Genomic DNA, 25153 nt, shown 5'->3' on the forward strand with positions numbered 1-25153 from the left:
TTTTGTTCTAGAGCAAATGAAAGTTTACTCTTAGAAGAAATTCACCTTTTTTAAGCAAAAAAAAGCCCCCAAACGGAGGGTTACTCAGTTTGAGGATGAATGGGATTTTCCATTTTTTATACGATAATAGTCATTCGTTTAGACATACCACTGTTCCATAAAGACCCGGATTAAACATAACAGTTCCTTCAAGTGTATACACAGCAGTATTGTGAGAGATGCTAGCAATAGATATCTCAGCAAATGAAAACGGTTTTTTTATGGAAGTATATAAATACATGACAATCAATTTTTATATACGATAGTATAAATAGCATTCCAAAGTGCAGGTTTTTATGTGTAAATAATTATTAAACAGTTGTTTGTAAGTGTTTTTGTCAAGGAGTATTACTGGACCCGTTAATTATAAACTCTTTTACTTCGTTGATATAACTTCGACCAATAGGATATCGCACTCCTTCAATTTCGATACTATTGCCCTCAATAACATCTACTTTATCTACTGAGATCGTATAAGAACGGTGGATTCGGATAAATTTTTCCCGGGGCAGTTCCTGTGTAAAACTCGTTAATGTTTGGTGTATAATATGTTTTTCATCGGTAGCTGTGATAATTCTGATATAATCTTTTAGGCTTTCAATGACCAGGATTTCATCCAGGTAGATTTTCTTCATCTTTTTCTTTGTCACTTTTACAAAAATAAAAGGACGTTCATTGATTGTAATTCCTCCGACCTCGTGTTGACTGAGTAAAGAAGCAGTTTTCAAGGCTTTGTTTGCTGCAATAATAAATCTGGAAAATGAAATGGGCTTTACCAGATAATCCAATACCTCCAGTTCAAAACTTTCTACGGCATATTCCTCATAGGCGCTGGTAATAATAACCAAAGGACGAAAAGGGAGACTTTTGAGCAGGCTCAACCCATCGAGTAAAGGCATATTAATATCCAGAAAAATTAAATCTACAGGATGTTCTTTGATAAAATTCATCCCCTCGATGGCATTGGTAAAGGTACCGGTAATCTGGATTCCCTTAGTTTGTAAGGCGTAATTTTTTATGACATCTATCGCCAGTGTTTCGTCATCAATAACAACACTTTTTAATTCCATACTACTTTTATTTTTAATTCCACAACGTATAATTTTTCCCCTTTGTTGATGGTGAGTTCATATTCATCTTCCTGATATCCTAAGGAAAGTCGTTTGCTGACATTTCCTAAGCCGACTCCTCCCGAAGTCGCACTAATGGTATTGTTATTTTCTTTGGCAGGCATAGGATTAGAAATGCTGAAATACAAAAAGTCTCCTACGACCTTAAAACTAATATGAATATCGATAATGCCTACATTTTTATTGGCGCCATGTTTAAAGGCATTTTCTACAAAGGATAAGAGTAGCATTGGAGCAATTTCCTTATCCTCAATATCTCCCGAAATATCCATATGAATACGAAGGAGTTCTCCATATCGGATACGCTCGAGATCCAGATAGTTTTGCAGACATAAAATCTCCTTGTCCAATGGTTGTCTTTTTTGCTTTGTTTCATAAAGTAAATACCGCATTAATTCAGATAATCTCAGTATTGATTTGGATGCTTTTTTAGGCTTTTCAATGGTCAGCGCGTAAATATTGTTCAGGGTATTAAAAAAGAAATGAGGAGACACCTGCGTACGCAAAAATCGCAGTTCTGTTTCCAATTGTTGCTTTTCTAAACTGGCTAATTGCCGCTGTTTTTTTAACCAGTCCATAGTGATAATAATAGCGGTCACGAAAGTGATCACATATAATTCTCCAATCATCATATCCACGGCATAATTCACCGTCAGGTTATTGATAACTTCGGGACCTTCGGGCCAAACATTGGTACTTACCAGATAATAGGTCAAATTGTATTTCAAAAGAACTGATAAGAACAGAGCGGTAATAATAGTCAGTGTATATAGAATGTATTTTTTGCGATATAAAAATACGGGCATCAATATATAAATATTCAGGTAGCACAAAATCATGTGAATAGGAAATCCTATCATATTCGTTTTTAATGAATACGGATAATCATTAAAGTAGCTTCCCCATCGCACTGTATTTAATAAGAAATAAATTCCCCAAAAAATGATGTGATGACGTAAGGTAATATGTTGAAGGGATTTTATTTTCACTAGGGTTGGTTTTTAATACTAAGTAGTTATTATAATACTGTTGTCAAAAAAAGTCGCTTTTAGCTTGATTTTGCAACTAATGTAAGAAATTCAATCAAATGATTCCTTTTTGAAACATTCACCGATCTTTAGTTGTCATTGGTCTAAATTTTTTCTTTTTAGACTCTAATTTATGAATATTTATGATGATTCAGAAAAAGAAAATATAATACAATATATACGATCAGTTTGTATGAAGAACTATACAAAATGGACCTTATTGGGAATTGCAGCTATCATGCTATCATGTACTACTGATAAGGTTACTGCCCCTGTCCAATCCACAAATCATTTATCTTATGTAGATCCGTTTATCGGAACAGGAGGTCATGGTCATACCTATCCGGGGGCAACGATTCCTTTTGGGATGTTGCAAGTGAGCCCGGATAATGGAATATCCAAATGGGATTGGTGCTCGGGATATCATTATTCAGATAGCCTAGCGATAGGATTTAGTCATTTGCATCTCAGCGGTACCGGAATAGGGGATCTGGCTGATATCAGGTTGATGCCTGTTACTAAAAAAGTAGCCATTGATCAGCAAGCGAATAGCAGGGATAGTATTCCGTACAGTTCGCGTTATTCACATGAGCAGGAAGCGGCTTCTCCTGGGTATTATAAGGTGTTTCTGGAAGATCCTCAGGTGATGGCAGAATTTACAACAGATAAACGAACCGCTTATCACAGGTATACCTATAAAGAAGGAGATAAGCAGTCTGTAATTATCGATCTCGGATTTGGGATTAACTGGGATCAGACAACTGCTTCGACTATACGGGTAGTGGATAAGTATACAGTATCAGGGTATCGGCATAGTACCGGATGGGCTAAAAATCAAAAAGTGTTTTTCGTAGCGAAATTTTCAAAGTCTATTTCGGACTATGCCCTTGTTACAGATCGTACCTATGCAGTAAAAACATCAGTTGTCACAGGGAAGAAGACGACCGCTCAACTTTTTTTCAATACACTGGATAAAAAAGAACTGGAAGTAAAAGTGAGTATCTCTTCCGTCAGTGAAGCCAATGCCCTGGCTAATATGGCGAAGGACCCCATACCATTTGATTTTGAACATAAAAAATCCGAGGCAGCTGCTCAATGGAATACGCAGCTATCCAAAATAGCAGTGAGTACTTCGGTAGATTCTTTAAAAACGATTTTCTATACCGCCTTATACCATGCACAATTAGCACCGGTTCTCTTTGGAGATTCCAACGGAGAAGTACGTATGGAAAACGATAGTATCCGAAAAACGGAAGGTTTTGAAATGTATTCTACCTTTTCCTTATGGGATACATTTAGAGCAGAACACCCGTTATTAACCATCATTGCTCCGGAACGGGTTCCGGATATGATTCAGGCAATGTTGCTGTATTATAAAGAACGGGGAACACTTCCCGTATGGACTTTATATGGTAATGAAACCAATACCATGACAGGCTATCACTCCATTCCTGTAATCACAGAAGCTTATATAAAAGGAATAGAAGGCTTTGATGTAGAAACAGCCTATCAAGCAATGAAAATGACAATGACACAAACCGATAGAGGGTTGGATCATTATCAACAATATAGTTATATCCCATATACACTGTTAGACGAATCAGTAACTATCACTTTAGAATACGCATACAATGATTGGTGTGTCGCTCAGTTAGCCAAAGCGCTGGGCAAGAAGGAGGACTATGCGTATTTTATGAAACGGTCACAAGCTTTTACGCATTTATTTGACCCGGAAACAGGGTTTATGAGAGGGAAATCCGAGGATGGAAATTCCTGGCATGAACCCTTCGATCCGAAGTATTCTGCTCATAGAGTTCATGCAGATTATACCGAAGGTAATGCCTGGCAACATAGCTGGTTTGTACTGCATGATGTAGAAAAGCTGATTGCACTGCATGGAGGGGAGGAAAAATTTACACAAAAGCTGGAACAGTTATTCACTGAATCCTCAGAGATTACAGGAGATAATGTGTCGGTTGATATTTCTGGTCTGATAGGACAGTATGCACATGGGAATGAACCCAGTCATCATATTGCCTATCTGTATAATTTTGCAAATAAACCCTGGAAAACCCAGTATTGGGTGCGGGAAATACTGAAAACACAGTATGATACTACCCCTGAAGGATTAAGTGGTAATGAAGACTGTGGTCAGATGTCTGCCTGGTACGTATTTAGTGCGATGGGAATATATCCTTTTAATCCGGCATCAGGGATCTATCAGATAGGAAGCCCGGTTTTTGAAAAGGTTACAATAACAGTAGATGCAGAGACATCATTTACAATTCTTGCCGATAAGGCTTCAGATAAAAATCTGTATATACAATCTGCTACACTGAATGGAATCCCCTTAAACAGGACTTATATCACACATGAAGAATTGCTCAAAGGAGGAACGTTACATTTTATAATGGGAGATACTCCTAATAAAAGCTGGGGAATTACAACAAAACAAACACCCCCATAGGGGCATAAACCTCAGGAGTTAATCCTCAGGATATGTATGTGAAGTTAGGATAGGGAAGGCATTAGCAGTATATACATTCTAATGAATACATTAATAACTTCGGAGCAAATAAAAAAGAAAGGGTAAAAAATAAATATTGGTTTCGAGACAAATCCCGGAACAAGTAAATCTCGATGATCGAGTAAATAAAAATATATGGATATAGTAGATGTATCAATCATTATAGGGTATGTAATATTGACGTTGTTGGTGGGAATATGGGTGTCTAAAAGAGCCTCCAAAGGATTGACATCCTATTTTCTGGGAGGAAAAAATATCAAATGGTATTATCTGGGATTGAGTAACGGTTCTGGAATGTTTGATGTTTCGGGAACTGCATGGATGGTAGGGATCTTGTTCCTATATGGAGTAAAAAGTTTTATGTTTATGTGGTTGTGGCCTATCTGGAATCAGATTTTTGTCATGATGTTTTTAGCCGTTTGGATCCGAAGATCTGATATCATGACAGGCTCAGAATGGATACTAACCCGGTTTGGAGATGATAAAGCTGGCAGAGCCAGTCATATCATAGTTGCAATATTTGCTATCATAGCAGCGATTGGATTTATCGCGTATTTTTTTGAAGGAGTTGGTAAGTTTATGACCATCATCCTTCCCTGGGATTTGAGTCTGCAAATAGGAAATAGTATAGCGATTTCTTCTGAACAAAGCTATGCGCTAATAATTATCCTGCTCACGACTATTTATACAGTAAAAGGAGGGATGTTTTCTGTCGTTGCGACCGAAGTACTGCAATATATCATTATGGTGATTGCAGGTATTTTAGTAGCAGCTTATGCTTTTTATGCGATCAGCGATGCTCAAATTGATACTGTTATTTCCCCAGCCTGGAAAAATGTCTTTTTTGGGTGGGAACTGGAAGTTCATTGGAGTGAAAAATACAATGCGTTTAATCAGCTAATAGACAAAGAAGGGTTTAAGATGTTTGGTGCATTTATAGGGATGACGCTTTTCAAAGGTTTTTTTGCCAGTATCGCTGGTCCTACGCCTAGTTTTGATATGCAACGAATTTTATCAACCAAAACAGTAAAAGAAGCTGCTTATATGAGTGGGTTTACCAATTTGATATTGTTTATTCCCCGGTATTTATTAATCGCAGGGATTGTCGTGATCGCATTGGTGGTAATTGGACCGGAACTTTCCGTAGTAGAACAGCTAACCGGCAGGGATCTGGAAATTATTTTGCCAAAAGTGATCAACAATCACATCCCGGTAGGGATTAAGGGGTTGTTACTGGCGGGGTTATTAGCTGCATTTATGTCTACTTTTTCAGCTTTTGTCAATGCCGGACCTGCCTATATTGTCAATGATATCTATAAAAAATATTTTAAACCGGAAGCTTCCAGTAATCATTATATACGAGCGAGTCATATCGCTTCTTTTCTGATTGTATGTCTGGGGGTGACTATGGGATTTTTTGCAGAATCGATTAATTCCCTGACCTTGTGGATTACCAGTGCTCTTTTTGGAGGATATGTAGCTGCAAATTTTCTAAAGTGGATTTGGTGGCGCTTTAATGGATGGGGATATTTCTGGGGGATGGTAGCAGGGTTGCTTATAGCCAGTATACAGTTTTTTATCGATCAAAATAAAGCCCATTTTGAAGCTGATAGCATATTATATATGATTGCTCAGATACATGCCATTTACCTCTTTCCGGTTATTTTTGGATTTTCCCTGATAGGGGCTATTGCAGGAACATTTTTTAGCCCGGCCACTGATATGGATACCCTGAAACTGTTTTATAAAAATGTACGCCCATGGGGTTGGTGGAAGCCAGTATATGAATTACTGAAGAAAGAAGAAGAGACCATTACAAAAAATACAGGTTTTTGGAGAGATATGATGAATTGCGGGATTGGAATTATATGGCAATCCAGCATGATTGTCCTTCCTATATATATTATGATTAGAGAGTACCCAAAAGCAATATATGCCCTGATTATTTTTGGAATTACTTCTGCGATATTAAAATTTACCTGGTTGGATCAGGTGAATCGTATTGATGAAGAAAATATAGATAGCCCTGAGAAATGAAGACCTGTTTCGAAGTTCACCTCGAAAAGGACAACGATATAAGAATGAATAAAAAATGTTTAATTAACGAAATATAGAAAACAGTGAGTGCGATTCCCTGGCAAGAAAGACCTGAAAACACAAATGATATCTTATGGAGGTATTCAGAGAACCCCATTATTGACCGATATGCAATTCCTACGTCCAATAGTATTTTTAATAGTGCAGTAGTACCTTTTGGAGATGGATATGCTGGTGTTTTCCGATGTGATAACAAGGCAGTGCAGATGAATATTCATGCCGGATTTAGTAAAGATGGAATTCAGTGGGATATAGAAGCTCAGCCAATTCAGATGAAAGCGGGAAATACCAATATGATTGCGTCTGACTATAAGTATGATCCACGGGTAACATATATAGAAGACCGGTATTGGGTTACCTGGTGTAATGGGTATCATGGTCCTACCATTGGGATTGCTTATACTTATGATTTCAAGACATTTTATCAATGCGAAAATGCTTTTTTACCATTTAATAGGAATGGAGTGTTGTTTCCCAAAAAAATAAATGGTAAATATGCGATGCTAAGCAGACCCAGTGATAATGGGCATACGCCGTTTGGAGATATTTACCTCAGTTATAGTCCTGATATGAAATATTGGGGAGAACACCGATGCGTGATGAAGGCAACTCCTTTTGAGGATAGTGCCTGGCAATGCACTAAGATAGGAGCAGGACCGGTTCCTATTGAGACCGAAGCAGGATGGCTACTAATATATCATGGAGTCATCACCACCTGTAATGGATTCCGGTATGCGATGGGAGCAGCACTACTGGATAAAGAAAATCCGGATCAGGTACTGTATCGAACACAATCCTACTTGCTGGGACCGGCGGTATCTTATGAGCAAATCGGAGATGTTCCTAATGTGGTATTTCCCTGTGCAGCCTTGCATGATAGTAAAGATGATAAAATAGCTATTTATTATGGAGCTGCAGATACGGTAGTAGCCCTCGCTTTTGGGTATATAAGTGAAATTGTACAATATACAAAAGACAATAGTTTATAAGTATGAATTGGAAAAGGCAAACAGCTATGCTGTGTTTTTTATATGTAATAGGGATATTGGGGTATGCACAATCGCATACTCCCAATACCTATGTAGCGTATCAGGCAATCGATAGTATTACGGTAGATGGTACAGCTAAAGAAGCCACCTGGAAAAATGCAGTATGGTCAGCAGACTTTATCGATATCGAAGGAACGAAAATTCCTAAATATAAAACGCAAATGAAGATTGCCTGGGATCTTCATCATCTTTATATATATGCTCAGATGAAAGAACCGCATGTATGGGGAGATATAACCAAAAGAGAAGCGGTTGTTTTTCATAATAATGATTTTGAGGTGTTTATAGATCCGGATGGTGATGGTCATACGTATTATGAAATAGAAGTCAATGCCCTGAATACGATTTGGGACTTGTTTATTACCAAACCATATAGGGAAGACAATAGCATTCTCAGTGACTGGAATGCGAACGGAATGAAAACAGCTGTAGCAATTAATGGAACGTTAAACAATGCTTCTGATATTGACCAGGGCTGGAGTGTAGAAATGGCTATTCCGCTTCGGGTTTTTAAAAAGTCATATTATCAAAAAATCAATCTTAAGGATCAATATTGGCGCCTTAATTTTTCAAGAGTAAACTGGGATCACGATCTGGTATCAGGAAAATATCAACGGAAAAAAATAAATAACAAATTGCAACCAGAATATAATTGGGTATGGTCTCCTCAGGGGGTGATCAATATGCACGAACCTGAGAAATGGGGATATGTATTTTTTGCAGAAAAGAAAGAACCGCAGAGGAGCTTTGAGATTCCTGCTGATGAGAAAATAAAATGGAAGCTGTTTGAGTATTATAGAAATCAGAAAGATTTTTACAAAAAACATAAAAAATGGGCTACCTTTCTAAAGGAAATTGGTCATGAAGAATTTGTGATTGAAAATACCACGATTACTCCGGTGTTGGAAACGCATTCACAGGGATGGAACCTGATCGTGATCAGTCCTTTTACAGAACGTCAGTTATGTATTAGAGAAGACGGAAAATATACCACTAAATCATTAAAATAAACCATGAGAATAATCAAGACAATTGCCTGCATATGTATACTGGGGTTATATGCTTGTAATACCCAAAAAGAAGAACCAACTCCTATCGCAAAAAAAGCGCTTACCGAAGAAACCGTCAAGGAAGTTGAGACGGCATTCAAATTCTGGACCTGGATTACAGCCAAAGAAGGAAAAGCAGATACCACCTATCAAAAGGAGTTTAAAAAGTATAAAACTCACGGAATAGATGCCGTACTGATCAATACCCTTACGGACCCTGTAGAACTGGAACGGTTAGCCGCCTTGGCTACCAAGGAAGGTCTGGAAGTACATGCGTGGATGTTTACCACCAACCGACCTGGAGATACTATTGCATTACAGCATCCGGATTGGTATATGGTTAGCCGAAGTGGGAAATCCTGTTTTGATGATCGTCCCTATGTAGATTATTATCAATGGTTGTCTCCCAGTCATCCCGAAGCGAGAAAGCATATTCTTAGTTTAGTAGAAGGGCTGGCCAAAGTAAAAGGAGTAGAAAGTGTCCACCTGGACTATATCCGATACCCGGATGTATTCCTGCCTATAGGGTTATTACCAAAGTATAAGCTGACACAGGAAGAAGAATTACCAGACTTTGATTTTGACTATTCGGATGCCAGTGTAGAAAAGTTTAAAAAACTACATCATAAAGATCCGAGAACGATGAAAAATCCTGCCATTGATATGGAGTGGAAGAATTTTCGCCTTAACGAGATTACGTCTTTAGTAAATGAAGCATACACTATTGCACATGCACATGATAAAAAACTGACAGCAGCCGTTTTTCCTTACCCGGAGATGGCTGATCATATGGTACGCCAGCGGTGGGATAAATGGAATATCGATGCCGTACTTCCGATGATTTATCATAATTTTTATGAAGAAGAGCTGGATTGGATCGGATATGCAACGGCACAGGGAGTACAGGATTTAGCCGCCAAAAATACAGAATTACATACAGGATTGTACTTGCCGCCATTGAGTGCAGAAGAATTGTCAATTGCCATTAAGGAAGCTAAAAATAATGGAGCAAAAGGTGTTTCTTTCTTCGATGGTAATGCTTTTACTCAAGAACAGCTAGCTGTACTGAAGGCATTTAGAAACAATGAAGAAAAGTAGGCTGTTTTCAGCACCTATAAAAAATAGTAACCGTAACGAAGAGAAGCGAGACGATTCCGGAATATGCATAGGTTGCATGTCGAGTGAAATTAATAGATTAATTGATTCATCAGTGAAGTATTACAGCTATATCATATACATCAGTATCTGTTTATGTGCTTGTCAAAGAAACAAGAAAACAGTTACTCCAATGCCATTCACCTCTTTTGTGAATACCTTTATTGGTACAGATGGTCCCGGGAATACCTACCCGGGAGCTACCGTACCTTTTGGGATGGTACAGCTAAGTCCCGATATAGGAATTCCCGGTTGGGACAGGATTGCCGGATATTACTATCAAGATTCGATCATCAGTGGATTTTCTCATATGCATCTCAGTGGAACCGGAGCAGGGGATTTGTATGATATTTTAATCATGCCAGTCAATAGCCGGTTTTCAAAAAGAATAAAGGAAAATAATTACAAACCGTTTTCGGTATTTTCTCATGCTAATGAAGCGGCAACTCCCGGCTACTATACGGTGCAGCTAAAGTCTTATGGAATTCAGGCAGAAATGACTGCGACTGCCCGAACCGGGATTCACCGTTATACATTTCCAAAAGACAGTGCTTCTCAATTACATATCGATTTGGGGTATGCGTTGAATTGGGATAAAGCAGTCGATACCTATATAAAAGTAGTAGACGATACCACCATAGAAGGATATCGTATTTCTACAGGATGGGCAAAAGAACAACGGGTATATTTTGTAATAAAGATATCGAAGCCCTTTAAGAAATATACGTTGTACAATGATGAAACAACGGTAAAGACGCATGCAAGAGGATCGAATACCAAAATAGTGTTGACCTATGAAACGGGAGAACAAGAACCAATTCTCCTCAAAACAGGGATTTCTACTGCCAGTATAGAAGGAGCATATGCTTCTATCAATAAAGAAGCTCCGCATAATAATTTTGAGCAGTATAAACACGAGGCAGATTCATTATGGAATAAGCAATTGCAGAAAGTACACATTACAACGGATGATTTGGATCAAAAGACCATCTTCTATACCATGATGTATCAGTCTATGCTGGCCCCTACTTTACTAAGCGATCATAGAGGAGAATATAAAGGGGCTAATGGTCGTGTTATGCAGGCAAAAGGGTATGAGCGTTATGACACCTTTTCATTATGGGATACCTATAGAGCAGCACATCCCTTATACACCCTATTACATTCAGATCGGGTCTCAGATATGGTACAATCTTTAGTAGCACATTATCAGGAAACAGGAACCTTGCCGGTTTGGTCTATGCAGGGAAATGAAACCAATATGATGATAGGATATCATGCAGTACCAGTTCTTGTAGATGCATACCTAAAAGGAATTGAAAGTGTAGATGCAGAACTACTCCTGGAAGCTTGTATTCAAAGTGCCGGAGATACTACCCGGCAAATTCCAGCATATCGAAAATTAGGCTATGTGCCGATAAGCGAAGAAAATGAAGACTGGTCTGTTTCTAAAACACTGGAATATGCTTATGACGATTGGTGTATAGCCCAACTGGCAAAGAGTCTGCAACGAGAAAATGTATACAAGACGTTTACGCAACGAGCTGAAAACTGGAAACAATTGTTTGATTCGGTAAGTCGTTTTATGAGACCAAAATATGAAAATGGGAAGTTTATAGAAAAGTTTAGCCCCAGAGAGTATACACCATACTTTTGTGAGAGTAATGCCTGGCAGTATTTCTGGTCGGTTCCTCATGATATCGAAACTTTAATTCAAACAACAGGAGGAAAAGAAGCTTTTGAAGCCAAACTGGATTCTTTGTTTACACTAAAGCCATTACCAGAGGATAAGTTGCCTATTTTCAGTACCGGAATGATTGGACAGTATGTACACGGAAACGAACCCAGTCATCATGTAGGATATTTATACAATTATGTAGGGAAACCCTGGAAAACTCAGAGAATTATTAGAAAGATTCTTGAGAATCAGTATAAAAATGAGCCTGCTGGTCATTGTGGGAATGAAGATTGCGGACAGATGTCTTCCTGGTATGTACTTAGCAGTCTGGGATTTTATCCGGTAAACCCGGCACAAGGAATATATGCGATGGGGACCCCGCTATTCGATGAAGCAATAGTGCAGTTGTCAGATGAGAAAACCTTTACCATAAAGACAATAGATAATAGTAAAGAAAATAAATACATTCAGCGAATGCTGCTGAATGGAAAAGAAATGGATCGATTATACCTCACACATAAAGAGATAATGGCAGGAGGAGAGATTATATGTTATATGGGATCAGAACCGAATAAGGATATACCAAAGAAGATGGCAGTATCTTCACAGGTGTATAAATGATACCAAAGAGACGGTAAGAATTCTTTGTGAGAGGAAAAGAATTAAGAATAATGCCCTTGAGTGATGCAAGTGTATGTAACCTGCCTCAAAAAAGGATAAAACAGCAAGATATGTCTGATAGAAGAGATTTTTTAAAAAAAGCAGCTATAGGTACACTGGGAATTAGTACGCTATATGGATGTACAGAAAATAAAAAAGAGAAGTCAGAGAAAAAGGAAATTCCTCAGGATAACGATAACAAAGGAAGAAAACCTTTGATTATAGCTACCTGGAATCATGGATTGGCAGCGAATGAAGCAGCCTGGAAAAAATTACATCAGGGAAGTACAGGTATTGAAGCGATCGAAGCTGGGGTTAGAATTCCGGAAGCAGACCCTGCTGTTCGCAGTGTAGGTTATGGAGGGTATCCTGATCGGGAAGGAAAAGTAACACTGGATGCCTGTATTATGGATCATAGAAGTGATTGTGGTGCTGTTTCGTTTCTACAGGGAATTAAACATCCGATTTCAGTAGCAAAGAAAGTATTAGAAGATACACCTCATGTAATGCTATCCGGAGAAGGAGCATTGCAGTTTGCCTTGTCCAAAGGATTTAAAGAAGAAAATCTGTTGACAGCTGCAGCAGAAAAAGACTGGAAAGAATGGTTAGAAAAATCAAAGTACCAGCCAGTTATTAACATAGAAAATCACGATACCATCAGCATGCTGGTATTGGATACAGATGGAAACCTTTCAGGAGGTTGTACGACCAGTGGGGCAGCCTGGAAAATGCATGGACGTGTCGGAGATTCTCCGATTATCGGGGCGGGTCTATTCCTGGATAATGAAGTAGGTGCAGCCGCTGCAACAGGCTTGGGAGAAGCCGTTATCCGAACTGCAGGAAGTGCTATGGTCGTGGAACTAATGCGACAGGGAAAAAATCCGGAAGAAGCCTGCAAAGAAATTGTAGAGCGAATTTATGAGAAACATAAAAATCATCGGGATATGGAATATCTGCAGGTAGGGTTTATTGCGGTAAACGCAAAAGGAGTCTATGGAGGGTATAGCCTGAGATCAGGATTTAATTACGCTGTGTATGATGAGCAGCAGGGAAACAGGATGGAAGATGCTGCCTTTAAAATGAATTGGGACTAATAAACTATCTCGGGGCAAACCCATAAGGCATTTGTTGGGAACAAATATTTAATTTCAAGATAAGACTTGGGGTATAATACCCTTTGGTGATGCTAATAAACACAAAAGCAAATATACTATGACCACTACCATTAAAAAACAATTTCTGCTATGTGTAATACTATTGATGACTATTGGATGCACCTCCAAAGAACCATATCAGTATGACGCAGCAGATATTAACATTATTCCCAAACCCAAAACCCTGCTGTGTCGCCCGGGCGCTTTTGAGTTTACGGAAAAAACTCGTTTTGTAATCAACAACAAAGAAGAAGCTGCTATTGCAGAGATGCTAATCCAAAAGTTTTCAACAGCAACAGGATGGACATTGACGACTACAGAAACCATTCCGGCAGAGAATTATGTAGCTTTTACCATCAATAAAGCATTGAAAAAAGAAGCCTATGAGATAGCAGTAGCAGAAGACCATATCGTATTAACAGCAGGAGAGGCTTCAGGTTTCTTATACGCCATACAATCACTTCGTCAATTGTTACCTCCGGAAATTGAAACAAAAGGAGCTGATCAAAAGACAAAATGGTTAGTACCGGCAGTTTCTATTAAGGATGAACCGAGGTTTCAATGGAGAGGGTTGATGTTGGATATTTCGCGTCATTTTTTCGGAAAAGAATATATAAAAGAAGTCATTGATGGGCTGGCTTTTCATAAAATGAACGTTTTGCATTTACACCTGGTAGACGATCAGGGGTGGCGAATCGAAATAAAAAAATACCCCCGGTTAACTACAGTAGGTGCCTGGCGAGTAGATCAGGAAGATAAACATTGGAATGATAGAAGAGCAGTAAGTCCTGATGAGAAAGGAACTTATGGTGGTTTTTTGACACAAGAAGAACTTAAGGAGATTGTAGCTTATGCCGATAAAAAGAATATAACCGTCATTCCGGAGATAGAAATGCCTGCTCATGTATCCAGTGCCATTGCAGCATATCCGCACCTGTCCTGTAAAGGGAATAGTATTGGAGTTCCCTCTGGAGGGCTTTGGCCAATAACAGATATTTACTGTGCAGGACAAGAAAGTACTTTTGTTTTTCTGGAAGATGTATTAAAGGAAGTGATGGATATTTTCCCTTCTCAGTACATTCATATCGGGGGGGATGAAGCGACCAAGACCAATTGGGAACATTGTCCTTATTGTAGACAGCGAATGAAAGATGAAGGTCTGAGTGAAGTAGAAGAATTGCAAAGTTATTTTATAAAGAGAATAGAGAAGTTTATCAATGCCCATGGGAAAAAATTAATAGGCTGGGATGAAATATTAGAAGGAGGACTGGCTCCGGATGCTACGGTAATGAGTTGGAGAGGAGTGAAAGGTGGTCTGGAAGCGGCTGCGCAGGGACATGATGTGGTGATGACTCCGGGAACCCATTGTTATTTTGATCATTATCAAGGCAAAAAAGAAGAAGAGCCATTAGCGATTGGAGGATTTACTCCTTTATCCAAGGTATATCAATTTGATCCGGTAGTACCTTCTATGACTGCTGAAGCTGCTAAACATGTATTGGGAGGGCAGGCAAACCTTTGGTCAGAGTATATTACTACAACAGCGCATTCTCAATATATGATATATCCGCGTTTGGCTGCCCTGGCCGAAACAGTGTGGAGTCCTAAAGAAGCTAGAGATTGGGGTGATTTCTCAGATCGTATCCAAACGATGTTCGACCGATATGAATATCAGGGAATACACTATGCCAAAAGTTCGTTTAGAATACGACCAGAAGTAATTGTAGATACTTCTAGCAATAGCGTGACGCTACAATTAAAAAATGAGTACCCCAATGCTGATATTCAGTATGTACTGGGAACGGATACACTCTCAGAGAAAGCCATACAATATACCAAACCGATTCCTATGGATACAACTATAACACTTACAGCTTCTTTATTCAAAAATAATAAAGCAATTGGTACGGTCTTAAAAGATACAATTGTCTTTCATAAGGCAGTAGGAAATCAAGTCAGCTATGTAGCACCTTATCACAAGAAATATAAAGGAACAGGAACCCGTAGTTTGGTTAATGCTATACGTGGATCAAAAAACTTTGGAGATGGACAATGGCAAGCTTGGCTAGGAAACGACATGGAGGTAATCATAGACCTGGGTAAGGAGCAAGCAATTCACAAAACCATTGTAGGAAGTATGCAAGACCAGGGAAATGGAATTTATTACCCTGTAGGAATAGAAGTATTTACTTCATTAGACGGAACACAATTCACCAAAAAAGGACAGATGACACGAAAACATCAATTAGACAGAACAGTAGCATTAAACGAGTTTGATGTGACATTCGAAACCCATAAAACCCGTTATGTAAAAGTAAAAGCAACTAGTATTAAAGAAGTACCTCATGGAGGCGATGTATGGTTGTTTACTGATGAAATTTTAATCGAATAACAGATGAAAACGCAATATTCTATAACATGCTATTTATGGTTGCTGTTGCTTCCTGTTCTTCATGCACAGGAGCAGGCAACATCTACGGATTCCCGGATGGAGTGGTTCTCCAATGCTAAACTCGGTATTTTTATTCATTGGGGATATTATGGTGTTAATGGGATATCAGAATCCTGGTCTATGTATCATAAGAAAATTTCCTATGATGCGTATATGGATCAGGCAAAAGGATTTACTGCCAGTCAGTATGATCCTGATAAATGGGCTGCTTTTTTTAAGAAAGTAGGAGCGAGATATAGTGTATTAACTACTAAGCATCATGATGGGGTGGCCTTATGGGGTACGAACTTAAGTGAGCTGAATGTGGTGAAAAAAACCCCGGCAAAAAAAGATCTGGTAGCTCCATATGTTCAGGCTTTGCGAAAGGAAGGACTAAAAGTTGGGCTGTACTATTCGTTATGTGATTGGTCACATCCTGATTATGAGGTTGTTTTTCCAAGACCGGATACCAAAAAAGACTATCCGCAGCAAGGATTGGAAAATCTGACGAAATGGGAACGTTTTGTCAGGTTTTATAAAGGACAGTTAAAAGAATTAAATGACCAGTTTCACCCCGATTTGTATTGGTTTGATGGGGATTGGGAAAAATCTAGTGAAGAGTGGCGAGCCAAAGGACTAAAGGATTCTTTATTAGCCTGGAATCCTGCCACTATTGTCAATTCCAGATTAAAAACCTATGGAGATTATAGTACTCCGGAACAAGGAATTCCTGTGGTACGACCAGAAGGTCCCTGGGAGTTCTGTATGACGATGAATGATAATTGGGGATACTACCCCAGTGATACCAATTACAAGCCTGTAGCGCAGATTATCCGCACATTTGTAGAAGTGATCGCTTCAGGAGGAAATTTGTTGCTTAATATTGGGATGAAACCCGATGGGACTATTCCCAGGGAACAAGAAGAACGGTTGACCGAATTGGGAGCGTGGATTCAGAAACACAGGGAGGCAGTCTATACAACTACTGCTGGACTGCCATATGGACACTTTAATGGACCTACCTTAATTAGTAAGGATAAAACAAAGCTATACTTATGTGTATTTGATGCCCCCAGACATTATATTTCTTTAAAAGGAATTCAAAATAAGATTCAGAATATACGAGTGATAGGAAGTAATTCCTCTATAGCTTTTGTCCGGAACGGAGGGGCTTCATGGAATAATATTCCGGGAATTGTACGTATTGACTCTCCCCCAGAAAAATTATTAGATCCCTATGTAACCATTCTGGAAGTGACATTGGATACTCCCTTAAAGTTATATAGAGGGCATGGGAATGCAGTAGAACTAAACGATTAATCAATAGATGGCTATGATAGTAACAATAAAAAAAGGAATAGGTGTTTTGGGATGCCTGCTCTTATTTTCTTGTATGTCAAAAGAAGAAAAGACAACAGTAGAAACAGAAATTCCGAAACCTAAGCTGAAGGAATCTCTCATTGGGTATGTAAATCCTCTGATGGGAACGGATTCAGAATTTAGCCTGTCAAATGGAAATACCTATCCTGCCATTGCACGTCCCTGGGGTATGAATTTCTGGACGCCAATGACCGCCAAAATGGGAGATGGATGGACTTATAAGTACGATGATCATACCATACGAGGGATTAAACAAACGCATCAGCCCAGCCCATGGATTAATGATTATGCAGCCTTCTCACTGATGGGGGTTACAGGAAATTTGAAATATAAAGAAGATGAGCGTGCCTCCTGGTTCTCTCATAAGGCAGAGATTGTAAAACCTCATTACTATCAGGTATATCTGGCAGACTATGATATTAATATGGAGGTGAGTCCTACTGAACGGGCAGCTCATTTTAGAATGACGTTTCCGGAAGCAGATAGCTCCTATATAGTCTTAGATGCTTTTTTTAAAGGATCTAAAGTAACCATAATCCCCGAAGAACGAAAAATAATCGGGTATTGTAGGAATAATAATGGAGGGGTTCCCGATAATTTCCACAACTATTTTGTAGCAGAATTTGATAAAGATTTTGAAGTATATCATAGTTGGGGAGATCAATGGAAATTACAACGTAATATCAAAGAAAGTGAAGGAGAGCATGTAGGAGCAATTGTAGGATTTAAAACCAGAAAAGGAGAAGAAGTACATGTAAAAGTCGCTTCTTCCTTTATTAGCCCTGAACAAGCACAAATAACACTGGATAGAGAGATCGGAGAAGATACATTTGAAACCACCAAAAAAAAGGCAAAAGAAGCCTGGGAACAGGAATTAGGAAGAATTCGGATAGAAGATGAATCAATTGATGACTTGAGAACCTTTTATTCATGCTTGTATAGAGTGTTGTTATTTCCCAGGAAGTTTTATGAATATGATGCGAATAATTCTATTCATCACTACAGTCCTTATAACGGAAAAGTACTTCCAGGTTATATGTTTACTGATAATGGTTTTTGGGATACGTTCAGAGCTGTATTTCCTTTTTTTAATCTGATGTATCCTGATCTCAATAAAAATATAATGGAAGGATTGGCAAATACCTATAAGGAGTCTGGATGGTTACCAGAATGGGCAAGTCCAGGTCATAGGGATTGTATGATAGGATCCAATTCTGCACCGATTATTGCTGACGCGATGAGTAAAGGGGTTGAGATGAATGGAGAACTATTATTAGAGGCAATGCTTAAAAATGCTACCGTAGCAACAGGACGCCCTGTTAATTCTGTTGGAAGAGCCGGACTTACAGAATATAATGCTTTGGGGTATGTACCTTATGATGTTCGTATTCATGAAAATGTAGCGAGAACCTTAGAATATGCTTATGCTGATTTTGCCATTGCTAGCATGGCAGAACGGATGGGAAAACAACAGCTTGCAGCTACGTACTATCAGAAAGCCATGAACTATAAAAATGTATTTGATCCCGAAACCAGATGGATGCGGGGAAAAAATAAAAATGGAAGCTTTCAGAAACCCTTTAATCCACTGAAGTGGGGAGATGCATTTACAGAAGGGAATAGTTTACATTATACCTGGTCTGTGTTTCACGATGTACAGGGGTTAATTGATCTTATGGGAGGAAATGAAGCATTTGTGAATAGATTGGATGAAGTTTTTAGCATGCCTCCTGATTTTGATGCTTCATACTATGGGTTTACCATTCATGAAATCAGAGAAATGCAATTGGTTAATATGGGAAATTACGCACATGGAAATCAGCCCATCCAGCATATGATATATTTATATAATTATGCTGGAAAACCATATAAAACCCAGAAACAGATTAGAGAGGTATTGACAAAATTGTATGCAGCTACTCCTGATGGATATTGTGGAGATGAGGATAATGGGCAGACATCAGCCTGGTATGTTTTTAGTGCTTTGGGATTCTATCCGGTAACTCCGGTGATCAATCAATATGTAATCGGTAGTCCTTTGTTTGATAAAGTAACAATTCAATTGAGTAACGGTAATGTATTTAAAATCAGTAGTTCAGAAAATGATAAAGAAGCACCGTATATACAAGAGGCTAGCCTGAATAAACTTCCGTATGCGAAGACATTTCTTTCTTATGATACGATTCAAAAAGGAGGAACACTTCATTTCCGTATGGGAACGACACCAAATAAAAACTGGGGAAATGCTCCTGATGCAGTCCCTTATTCATTAAGCAATCAATAAAACGAGTATGCAATCACTGTTTTGTCAATATCATTATCTAAGGAACCGCTTTATTCTTTCTATATTAACATTTGTAGGAGTGTTAGGAAATGCACAAGAAATAAGTAGGTATGTCAATCCTTTTATCGGAACATCTAATTTTGGAGCGACAAATCCAGGAGCAGTAGCTCCGAGAGGAATGGTTAGTGTCTCTCCGTTTAATGTATCGGGAAAACAGAATACAATGGATAAGGATAGTCAGTGGTTATCGACGCCTTATGTAAAAGAAAACCACTTTTTGACCGGCTTCTCTCATGTAAACTTAAGTGGGGTAGGCTGTCCGGATTTAGGAGTGCTTATTGCGATGCCTACTATCGGTGTTGTAGAGACAGATCCCCTGAAATATGGAAGTACATACTCAGCAGAAGTTGCCCGTGCAGGATATTATAAAACTCATCTTGAAGCTTCTGGGATTACGGTTGAAACAACAGCTACCCCCAGAGTAGGAATTAGCAGGTATACATTTCCTAAAGGAAAATCCAATGTACTTCTCAATCTGGGATTAGGATTAACCAATGAGCAGGGTGCCATGGTTAAGGTGGTCTCTCCTACAGAAATAGAAGGTGTGCGTACTGTAGGATCATTTTGCTATTACAAGCCAGAAGAAACCTATCCTATATATTTTGTAGCGCGTTTTGATAAACCTGCTCGTGAGTTTGGGATATGGAAACATACACAAAAATACAAGGGAGTAGAAGGACAATGGATGGGATATAATGGTAAAACCAGAACCTATAGGAACTATTACAAAGAAGTAGTAGGGGATAGTATAGGGACTTATTTTTCTTATGATTTTAAAGAAACAACCCAGTTACAATTGAGTATAGGAATTTCATACGTAAGTATAGAAAATGCCAGAGAAAATCTGGAAAAAGAGTTAGGCAAGAATACGTTTGAGTCGGTCTATTCAGAAACCAGAAAACAATGGGATAAGGTATTAGGAAGAATTGAAGTGAGTGGTGGAACAGAGAATGAAAAAACTATTTTTTACACCGCATTATATCATACACTCCTTCATCCGAATATACTCAATGATTACAATGGAGAATATCCGGCTATGGCAACACGAGAAACGAAACATACCACAGGAAATCGATTTACTGTTTTTTCTTTTTGGGATACCTATAGAAATTTACATGCACTGATGTCTTTGTTATATCCTAAACAACAATCGGATATGGTCAAAAGTATGTTGGCGATCTATAAGGAAAGTGGCTGGCTTCCCAAATGGGAACTCAATGCTACAGAAACCACGACTATGGTAGGAGACCCGGCAGGAATCGTAATTGCTGATACCTACCTGAGAGGAATTGATGATTTCGATATCGAAGTAGCTTATGAAGCCATGTGCAAAAGTGCAGATCAGATAACCGATAATCCATTACGCCCCGGTTTGGAAGATTATCTGCAAAAAGGGTATCTAACGACCAGTACTACCAGCAGTGGCTCGGTTTCCACCACTCAGGAATATAACATCAGTGATTTTGCAATTGCACAATTAGCTCAGAAACTAGGGAAAAAAGAAGCCTATGAACGTTATACAAAACGAGCAGTATCTTATAGAAAGTTATTTGATAAAAAATTAAACTTGTTACGTCCCAAAAATGATGATGGAAGCTGGTATCATCCGTTTAATCCGGATACCGGAGCTAATTTTGTGAAGAATTTTGGATTTATAGAGGGGAATTCCTGGCAGTATACATTTATGGTTACCCATGACATTCCGCATTTGATCAAGATGATGGGAGGAAAAGAACCTTTTACGAAACAACTAAAAAAAGTATTTGATAATAAGCAATTTGATATGGCAAATGAACCAGATATAGCATATCCTTTTTTATTTAATTATGTGAAGGGGAAAGAGCGACTTACTCAGGATATGGTTGATCAGTTGCGAACCACTTATTTTAAAAACAGCCCGGATGGGTTGCCGGGAAATGATGACACAGGCACCATGTCTGCATGGTTGATTTATACAATGATGGGGATATACCCTGTTAGCCCGGCAGAACCTATATATACGATTAGCAGACCAGTTTTTGACCGTGTTACAATTCATTTAGATCCTGCATATTATGAAGAAAATACATTGATCATTAAGAAAGAAGGAAACCCCAAAGGATATATTAAACATCTAGAACTCGGAGGCAAAAAACACGAACACTTTTTTATTACACATGATGAATTAACACGTACAGGATCCTTAACAATATACCTGAAATAACTACAATAGTCAGGGATTTCCGTATCATGTGTAATGGTATTGAACACTAGGTGTTTATACGGATTTTTTAACATAAAAATGAAACAGGTATTTCTACTGTAGTTTATATGAATCATTTATAAGATCTTTGAACTATAATTAGAAAAGCTCTGGATATTGTAGCTACTATCCAACTTTTTTATTTATCATGGAGTACTCACCACCCACTACAGGGAATTAATTTATTTTATAATTATCAGATACTCTTCCTTGCTTGTTTTGCAGGCAGTTGAAGAATGTATACATATCAGGTAGTTATTAGATGTGCCCCAACCCAATTTAATCTAGATGAATTGGTGTAAAAAAGAATGATGTAATCAAAATAATAACAATGTGCTATAAATAAAATGTATTAGACATTTTGCTTATACCCTTAAAACCTTCATTTACTATTATGTTAACACAGTCAAAGTCAGGAAGTGACGCTGTCACTGCTACAGATACTTCGTACCCTGTAGCCACCATAACCAACAATTCCTCTTATGAGGTCGTTATATACGATGTGTATAATCCATCCAAAGGAGCTACTACTGTTCCATATGAATATACTAAATTAGAAACCATTGCTGTAGGAGCAACCAAAGAAGTACAAACTATCAGAGATGTATCCATGCTTCAGGCTATGTATACAGGAACGATAGAACAAATTAACGATTTTTATTGCTATCAATTTCCGATTAAGGTGATGTCGGTAATGCAATTTTCTTTTGGGGATCCCCCTCCGATAACATATTCAATCGAAAAAACAGATGAAGATGCGATGATTCAGTCATTTCTATTTCATCGTTTTGCAATGGCAAATCCGGACTCCTCTCTAACCAAAAACCTGTATGCTTCCTTAAAAGAAGGAAGTGTAGACAGTGTGAATGATTTTTTTGCAGGAACTAAGAATTTTACTTCTTGTACGCTGAGTTCATGGAATGCCATACAATCCTGGTTACAAATGTTTACTTCCGGGTGGCAGGGACCTTATTTCTTATATGAAGAAGAGCCTGATCCGGCACCAAGTGATTATGTTCCTGTACTGATAGCTACGCTGGATATTACCTCTACCGCTACAGATAACACTGCGACCTTAAAGATGTGTAGTGAAGACTCCAAGGGAAATCCAGTATATGCAGATCCTCCAGAAACCACTACAATTATTATGAATGGAGATGGAACCATGGGGGATAGTAATCCAGGGCAGGATGTATCTGTTTCGCTGACGCCTGTATGGATGAATGTTATTCAAACAACGATGAAGGATGGAGTACCTACCTCTAATTATATTGTAGGACCAGTAGTAACGGGAACCATTGCAAACAAAAAAGTGGTTTCTACTCAGGTTGCTAGACAATTACCTAGTAAAAAATCAAGTGGAAGTGCGCAGCAGGAATCTTCTTTTGATGCTTCGTTTGGAAAAATATGTCAGGGAGTAGGCTTATTGGTAGGTCTATTGATGCTAGGAGATTTTGCTGCTAAAATAGGAAAGTCAGCTAAAAATAAGTTGACTAAATCCAAAGAAAAAGCAGAGTCAAAAGAAGAATTTGAAGCACAGGAAAAAACCATTAATGAAACACCTGATGCAAAGGTTGTATCCGAAGCTACAGAACAGGAAGCTACATTTTCTTCTGATGCTTCTAAAGTTTCTGACAGTTATGCTGATACCTCAGAAGCATTACAGGAAGATGTAATGATGCAGACAATGGAAGATACTTCTTCTTCTATTAGTAATGAAATTCGTGAGCAGGTAGAAGACGGATATACTCCTACAGAAGATTTCGAATCGGCAGTACAGGATTTAGAAACTTCCTTTAGTGATGCCAAAGCTAAAATAGAAAGTGGGGATTTCTCTGAAGCCAGTGCTGAATTGAGCACAGCCTCTAAAAACATTGATATCACCTTACAGGATAGTAGTGCAGAAATGCATGATTGGGAATCCCAATCTCTGCAGGAATCGTCAGATGCAGTAAAAGATGCAGCTTCTGCCTCAGAAGCATTAGATGAGGCACAGGATGCCCGGGAAAAAACACTGGAGAATGAAGCAGATGATTCCGGTTTTGATGCAGAAGATGAAAAATGGCCGGAAACAGATACAATTCCTGAAGAATTATAATATACTAACTTAAAACCTTACAAGAATGATTATTACATGGTACACAGACCCGTCAAAAGGAGCCTTTACAGAAGCAGGCGGAAAATATTCATCATATTATCAATATGATACAACGACTAAGAAATTTGCGAGAATCCGATTAGAATTAGGAAGAGGTGTCTCTGCTAGTGGAGATACAGGGAAAACCGGGGCATTTTTTAAAGAGAGAAGATATGTAGGTTTTGGTGATAAAGCAAAAGTAAAGACATCTCAGAAAGAGAAGTGGAGTGTGAATGAAGATGGAGATCTTTGTTTTGATGGAACGCCGCTACAAAAAACTCCCGAGGATAACTTGAGAACATTTGATACCTCTTCTACAGTATTTAATGAAGATACTTTTATTCACAGAGGGAATGCAGTGACTTCCGATGCGCATTTTCCAGAAGGAATTGATGTAAAACACTTGAGCTTAATCGCTAATGATACCATCATTAATCAAAAAAGTATCAAATTGACAGAATCAAGCGCCAGTGGGAAAGAATTATCAGATGCTCTAAAGGAACGAGTGAGTAAAATTATTGATAAACCGTTTGCTGATATAACAGATGATGATTTACTGGCGAAGTTAAAAGAGCAGGTTTCTACCATTAAAGAAGAGTCGATAAAATCGACAAAAGAATCTCTGAATGATTCCTTGAGTGAAGTAGATACACTGTTAGAGGATATCCAAAGTCAAATCACGGATAACGGGCTGGTTCCTGACGAAAAATTCGAAAGTGCATTTAAGGAGCTTGGAGAACAAGTCAGTGCTGCAAAAACAGCAGCTTCTACCGGAGAGGGAATCCAAGATGCTATTAGCAAATTGTCTGAAGCAAAAACCACACTGAATGAAGCGGCTAAGGATTTAAGCGCGAAACATTTTGAAGCATTGGAAGAGCAAATGACCAATTCAGATGCAGCTATAAAAACAGCCTTATCAGATAGTCAGCAGTGGGAGGAAATTAGTGCGGAATACAGTGAAGCGGAATCCGCTACTTCCATAGAGGATTATGAAAAGAGTATTGGAAATAGTGAGGAAGTTGAAGCCGTAGAACTGAAGTAAATCCATGGAGT

General features: G+C 38.5%; 15 protein-coding genes. 13 read left to right on the forward strand and 2 right to left on the reverse strand.

What is annotated here, in order from left to right; genetic code table 11:
* Positions 1-377: 377 nt before the first annotated feature.
* Positions 378-1109 (reverse strand): LytTR family DNA-binding domain-containing protein, encoded by a 732-nt coding sequence (locus HN014_RS17575; RefSeq protein ID WP_176030154.1) that lies wholly within the window; start codon positions 1107-1109, stop codon positions 378-380.
* Positions 1100-2158: a sensor histidine kinase gene (locus tag HN014_RS17580; protein WP_176030155.1), complete on the reverse strand. Its 1059-nt coding sequence runs from the start codon at positions 2156-2158 to the stop codon at positions 1100-1102. The genes HN014_RS17575 and HN014_RS17580 overlap by 10 nt, the downstream gene beginning before the upstream one ends.
* 232 nt (positions 2159-2390) lie before the next feature.
* On the opposite strand from HN014_RS17580, the gene HN014_RS17585 reads away from it, so the two are divergent.
* From HN014_RS17585 to HN014_RS17645, 13 genes are all read left to right on the forward strand, one after another.
* Positions 2391-4664 (forward strand): GH92 family glycosyl hydrolase, encoded by a 2274-nt coding sequence (locus HN014_RS17585; protein WP_176030156.1) that lies wholly within the window; start codon positions 2391-2393, stop codon positions 4662-4664.
* A 195-nt stretch (positions 4665-4859) separates the two neighbouring features.
* Positions 4860-6761 carry a sodium:solute symporter family protein gene (locus tag HN014_RS17590; protein ID WP_176030157.1) on the forward strand — a complete coding sequence of 634 codons (1902 nt, stop codon included), beginning with the start codon at positions 4860-4862 and terminating at the stop codon, positions 6759-6761.
* 83 nt (positions 6762-6844) lie between these two features.
* On the forward strand, positions 6845-7810 hold the full coding sequence (locus HN014_RS17595) for a glycoside hydrolase family 130 protein (RefSeq protein WP_176030158.1): 966 nt from the start codon (positions 6845-6847) through the stop codon (positions 7808-7810).
* A gap of 2 nt (positions 7811-7812) precedes the next feature.
* Positions 7813-8880 carry a carbohydrate-binding family 9-like protein gene (locus HN014_RS17600; RefSeq protein ID WP_176030159.1) on the forward strand — a complete coding sequence of 356 codons (1068 nt, stop codon included), beginning with the start codon at positions 7813-7815 and terminating at the stop codon, positions 8878-8880.
* Between the two features lie 3 nt (positions 8881-8883).
* Complete coding sequence (locus HN014_RS17605; protein ID WP_176030160.1) at positions 8884-10017, forward strand: family 10 glycosylhydrolase; 1134 nt, start codon at positions 8884-8886, stop codon at positions 10015-10017.
* Complete coding sequence (locus HN014_RS17610) at positions 10004-12373, forward strand: GH92 family glycosyl hydrolase (RefSeq protein ID WP_254884033.1); 2370 nt, start codon at positions 10004-10006, stop codon at positions 12371-12373. Before HN014_RS17605 ends, HN014_RS17610 begins: the two co-directional genes overlap by 14 nt.
* Before the next feature lie 110 nt (positions 12374-12483).
* Entirely contained in the window at positions 12484-13506 is a 1023-nt protein-coding gene (locus HN014_RS17615) for an isoaspartyl peptidase/L-asparaginase family protein (RefSeq protein ID WP_176030161.1), read from the forward strand.
* Between the two features lie 118 nt (positions 13507-13624).
* Positions 13625-15958: a family 20 glycosylhydrolase gene (locus HN014_RS17620; protein ID WP_176030162.1), complete on the forward strand. Its 2334-nt coding sequence runs from the start codon at positions 13625-13627 to the stop codon at positions 15956-15958.
* 3 nt (positions 15959-15961) lie between these two features.
* On the forward strand, positions 15962-17317 hold the full coding sequence (locus tag HN014_RS17625; RefSeq protein ID WP_176030163.1) for an alpha-L-fucosidase: 1356 nt from the start codon (positions 15962-15964) through the stop codon (positions 17315-17317).
* Between the two features lie 13 nt (positions 17318-17330).
* Positions 17331-19661: a GH92 family glycosyl hydrolase gene (locus HN014_RS17630; protein ID WP_176030164.1), complete on the forward strand. Its 2331-nt coding sequence runs from the start codon at positions 17331-17333 to the stop codon at positions 19659-19661.
* 7 nt (positions 19662-19668) lie between these two features.
* Positions 19669-21924 carry a GH92 family glycosyl hydrolase gene (locus HN014_RS17635; RefSeq protein ID WP_176030165.1) on the forward strand — a complete coding sequence of 752 codons (2256 nt, stop codon included), beginning with the start codon at positions 19669-19671 and terminating at the stop codon, positions 21922-21924.
* A gap of 433 nt (positions 21925-22357) precedes the next feature.
* On the forward strand, positions 22358-24061 hold the full coding sequence (locus HN014_RS17640) for a hypothetical protein (RefSeq protein WP_176030166.1): 1704 nt from the start codon (positions 22358-22360) through the stop codon (positions 24059-24061).
* 25 nt (positions 24062-24086) lie between these two features.
* Entirely contained in the window at positions 24087-25142 is a 1056-nt protein-coding gene (locus tag HN014_RS17645; protein WP_176030167.1) for a hypothetical protein, read from the forward strand.
* Positions 25143-25153 lie beyond the last annotated feature (11 nt).

Origin of the sequence: Aquimarina sp. TRL1, assembly GCF_013365535.1 — a bacterium.
GTDB lineage: Bacteria > Bacteroidota > Bacteroidia > Flavobacteriales > Flavobacteriaceae > Aquimarina > Aquimarina hainanensis.

Bases quoted from the DNA above. Each gene is read 5' to 3' on its own strand.
- HN014_RS17585 (WP_176030156.1), top strand. From the start codon at position 2,391: ATGAAGAACTATACAAAATGGACCTTATTGGGAATTGCAGCTATCATG.
- HN014_RS17615 (WP_176030161.1), top strand. From the start codon at position 12,484: ATGTCTGATAGAAGAGATTTTTTAAAAAAAGCAGCTATAGGTACACTG.
- HN014_RS17640 (WP_176030166.1), top strand. From the start codon at position 22,358: ATGTTAACACAGTCAAAGTCAGGAAGTGACGCTGTCACTGCTACAGAT.
- HN014_RS17590 (WP_176030157.1), top strand. From the start codon at position 4,860: ATGGATATAGTAGATGTATCAATCATTATAGGGTATGTAATATTGACG.
- HN014_RS17630 (WP_176030164.1), top strand. From the start codon at position 17,331: ATGATAGTAACAATAAAAAAAGGAATAGGTGTTTTGGGATGCCTGCTC.
- HN014_RS17600 (WP_176030159.1), top strand. From the start codon at position 7,813: ATGAATTGGAAAAGGCAAACAGCTATGCTGTGTTTTTTATATGTAATA.
- HN014_RS17605 (WP_176030160.1), top strand. From the start codon at position 8,884: ATGAGAATAATCAAGACAATTGCCTGCATATGTATACTGGGGTTATAT.
- HN014_RS17575 (WP_176030154.1), bottom strand. From the start codon at position 1,109: ATGGAATTAAAAAGTGTTGTTATTGATGACGAAACACTGGCGATAGAT.
- HN014_RS17610 (WP_254884033.1), top strand. From the start codon at position 10,004: ATGAAGAAAAGTAGGCTGTTTTCAGCACCTATAAAAAATAGTAACCGT.
- HN014_RS17635 (WP_176030165.1), top strand. From the start codon at position 19,669: ATGCAATCACTGTTTTGTCAATATCATTATCTAAGGAACCGCTTTATT.
- HN014_RS17625 (WP_176030163.1), top strand. From the start codon at position 15,962: ATGAAAACGCAATATTCTATAACATGCTATTTATGGTTGCTGTTGCTT.
- HN014_RS17645 (WP_176030167.1), top strand. From the start codon at position 24,087: ATGATTATTACATGGTACACAGACCCGTCAAAAGGAGCCTTTACAGAA.
- HN014_RS17620 (WP_176030162.1), top strand. From the start codon at position 13,625: ATGACCACTACCATTAAAAAACAATTTCTGCTATGTGTAATACTATTG.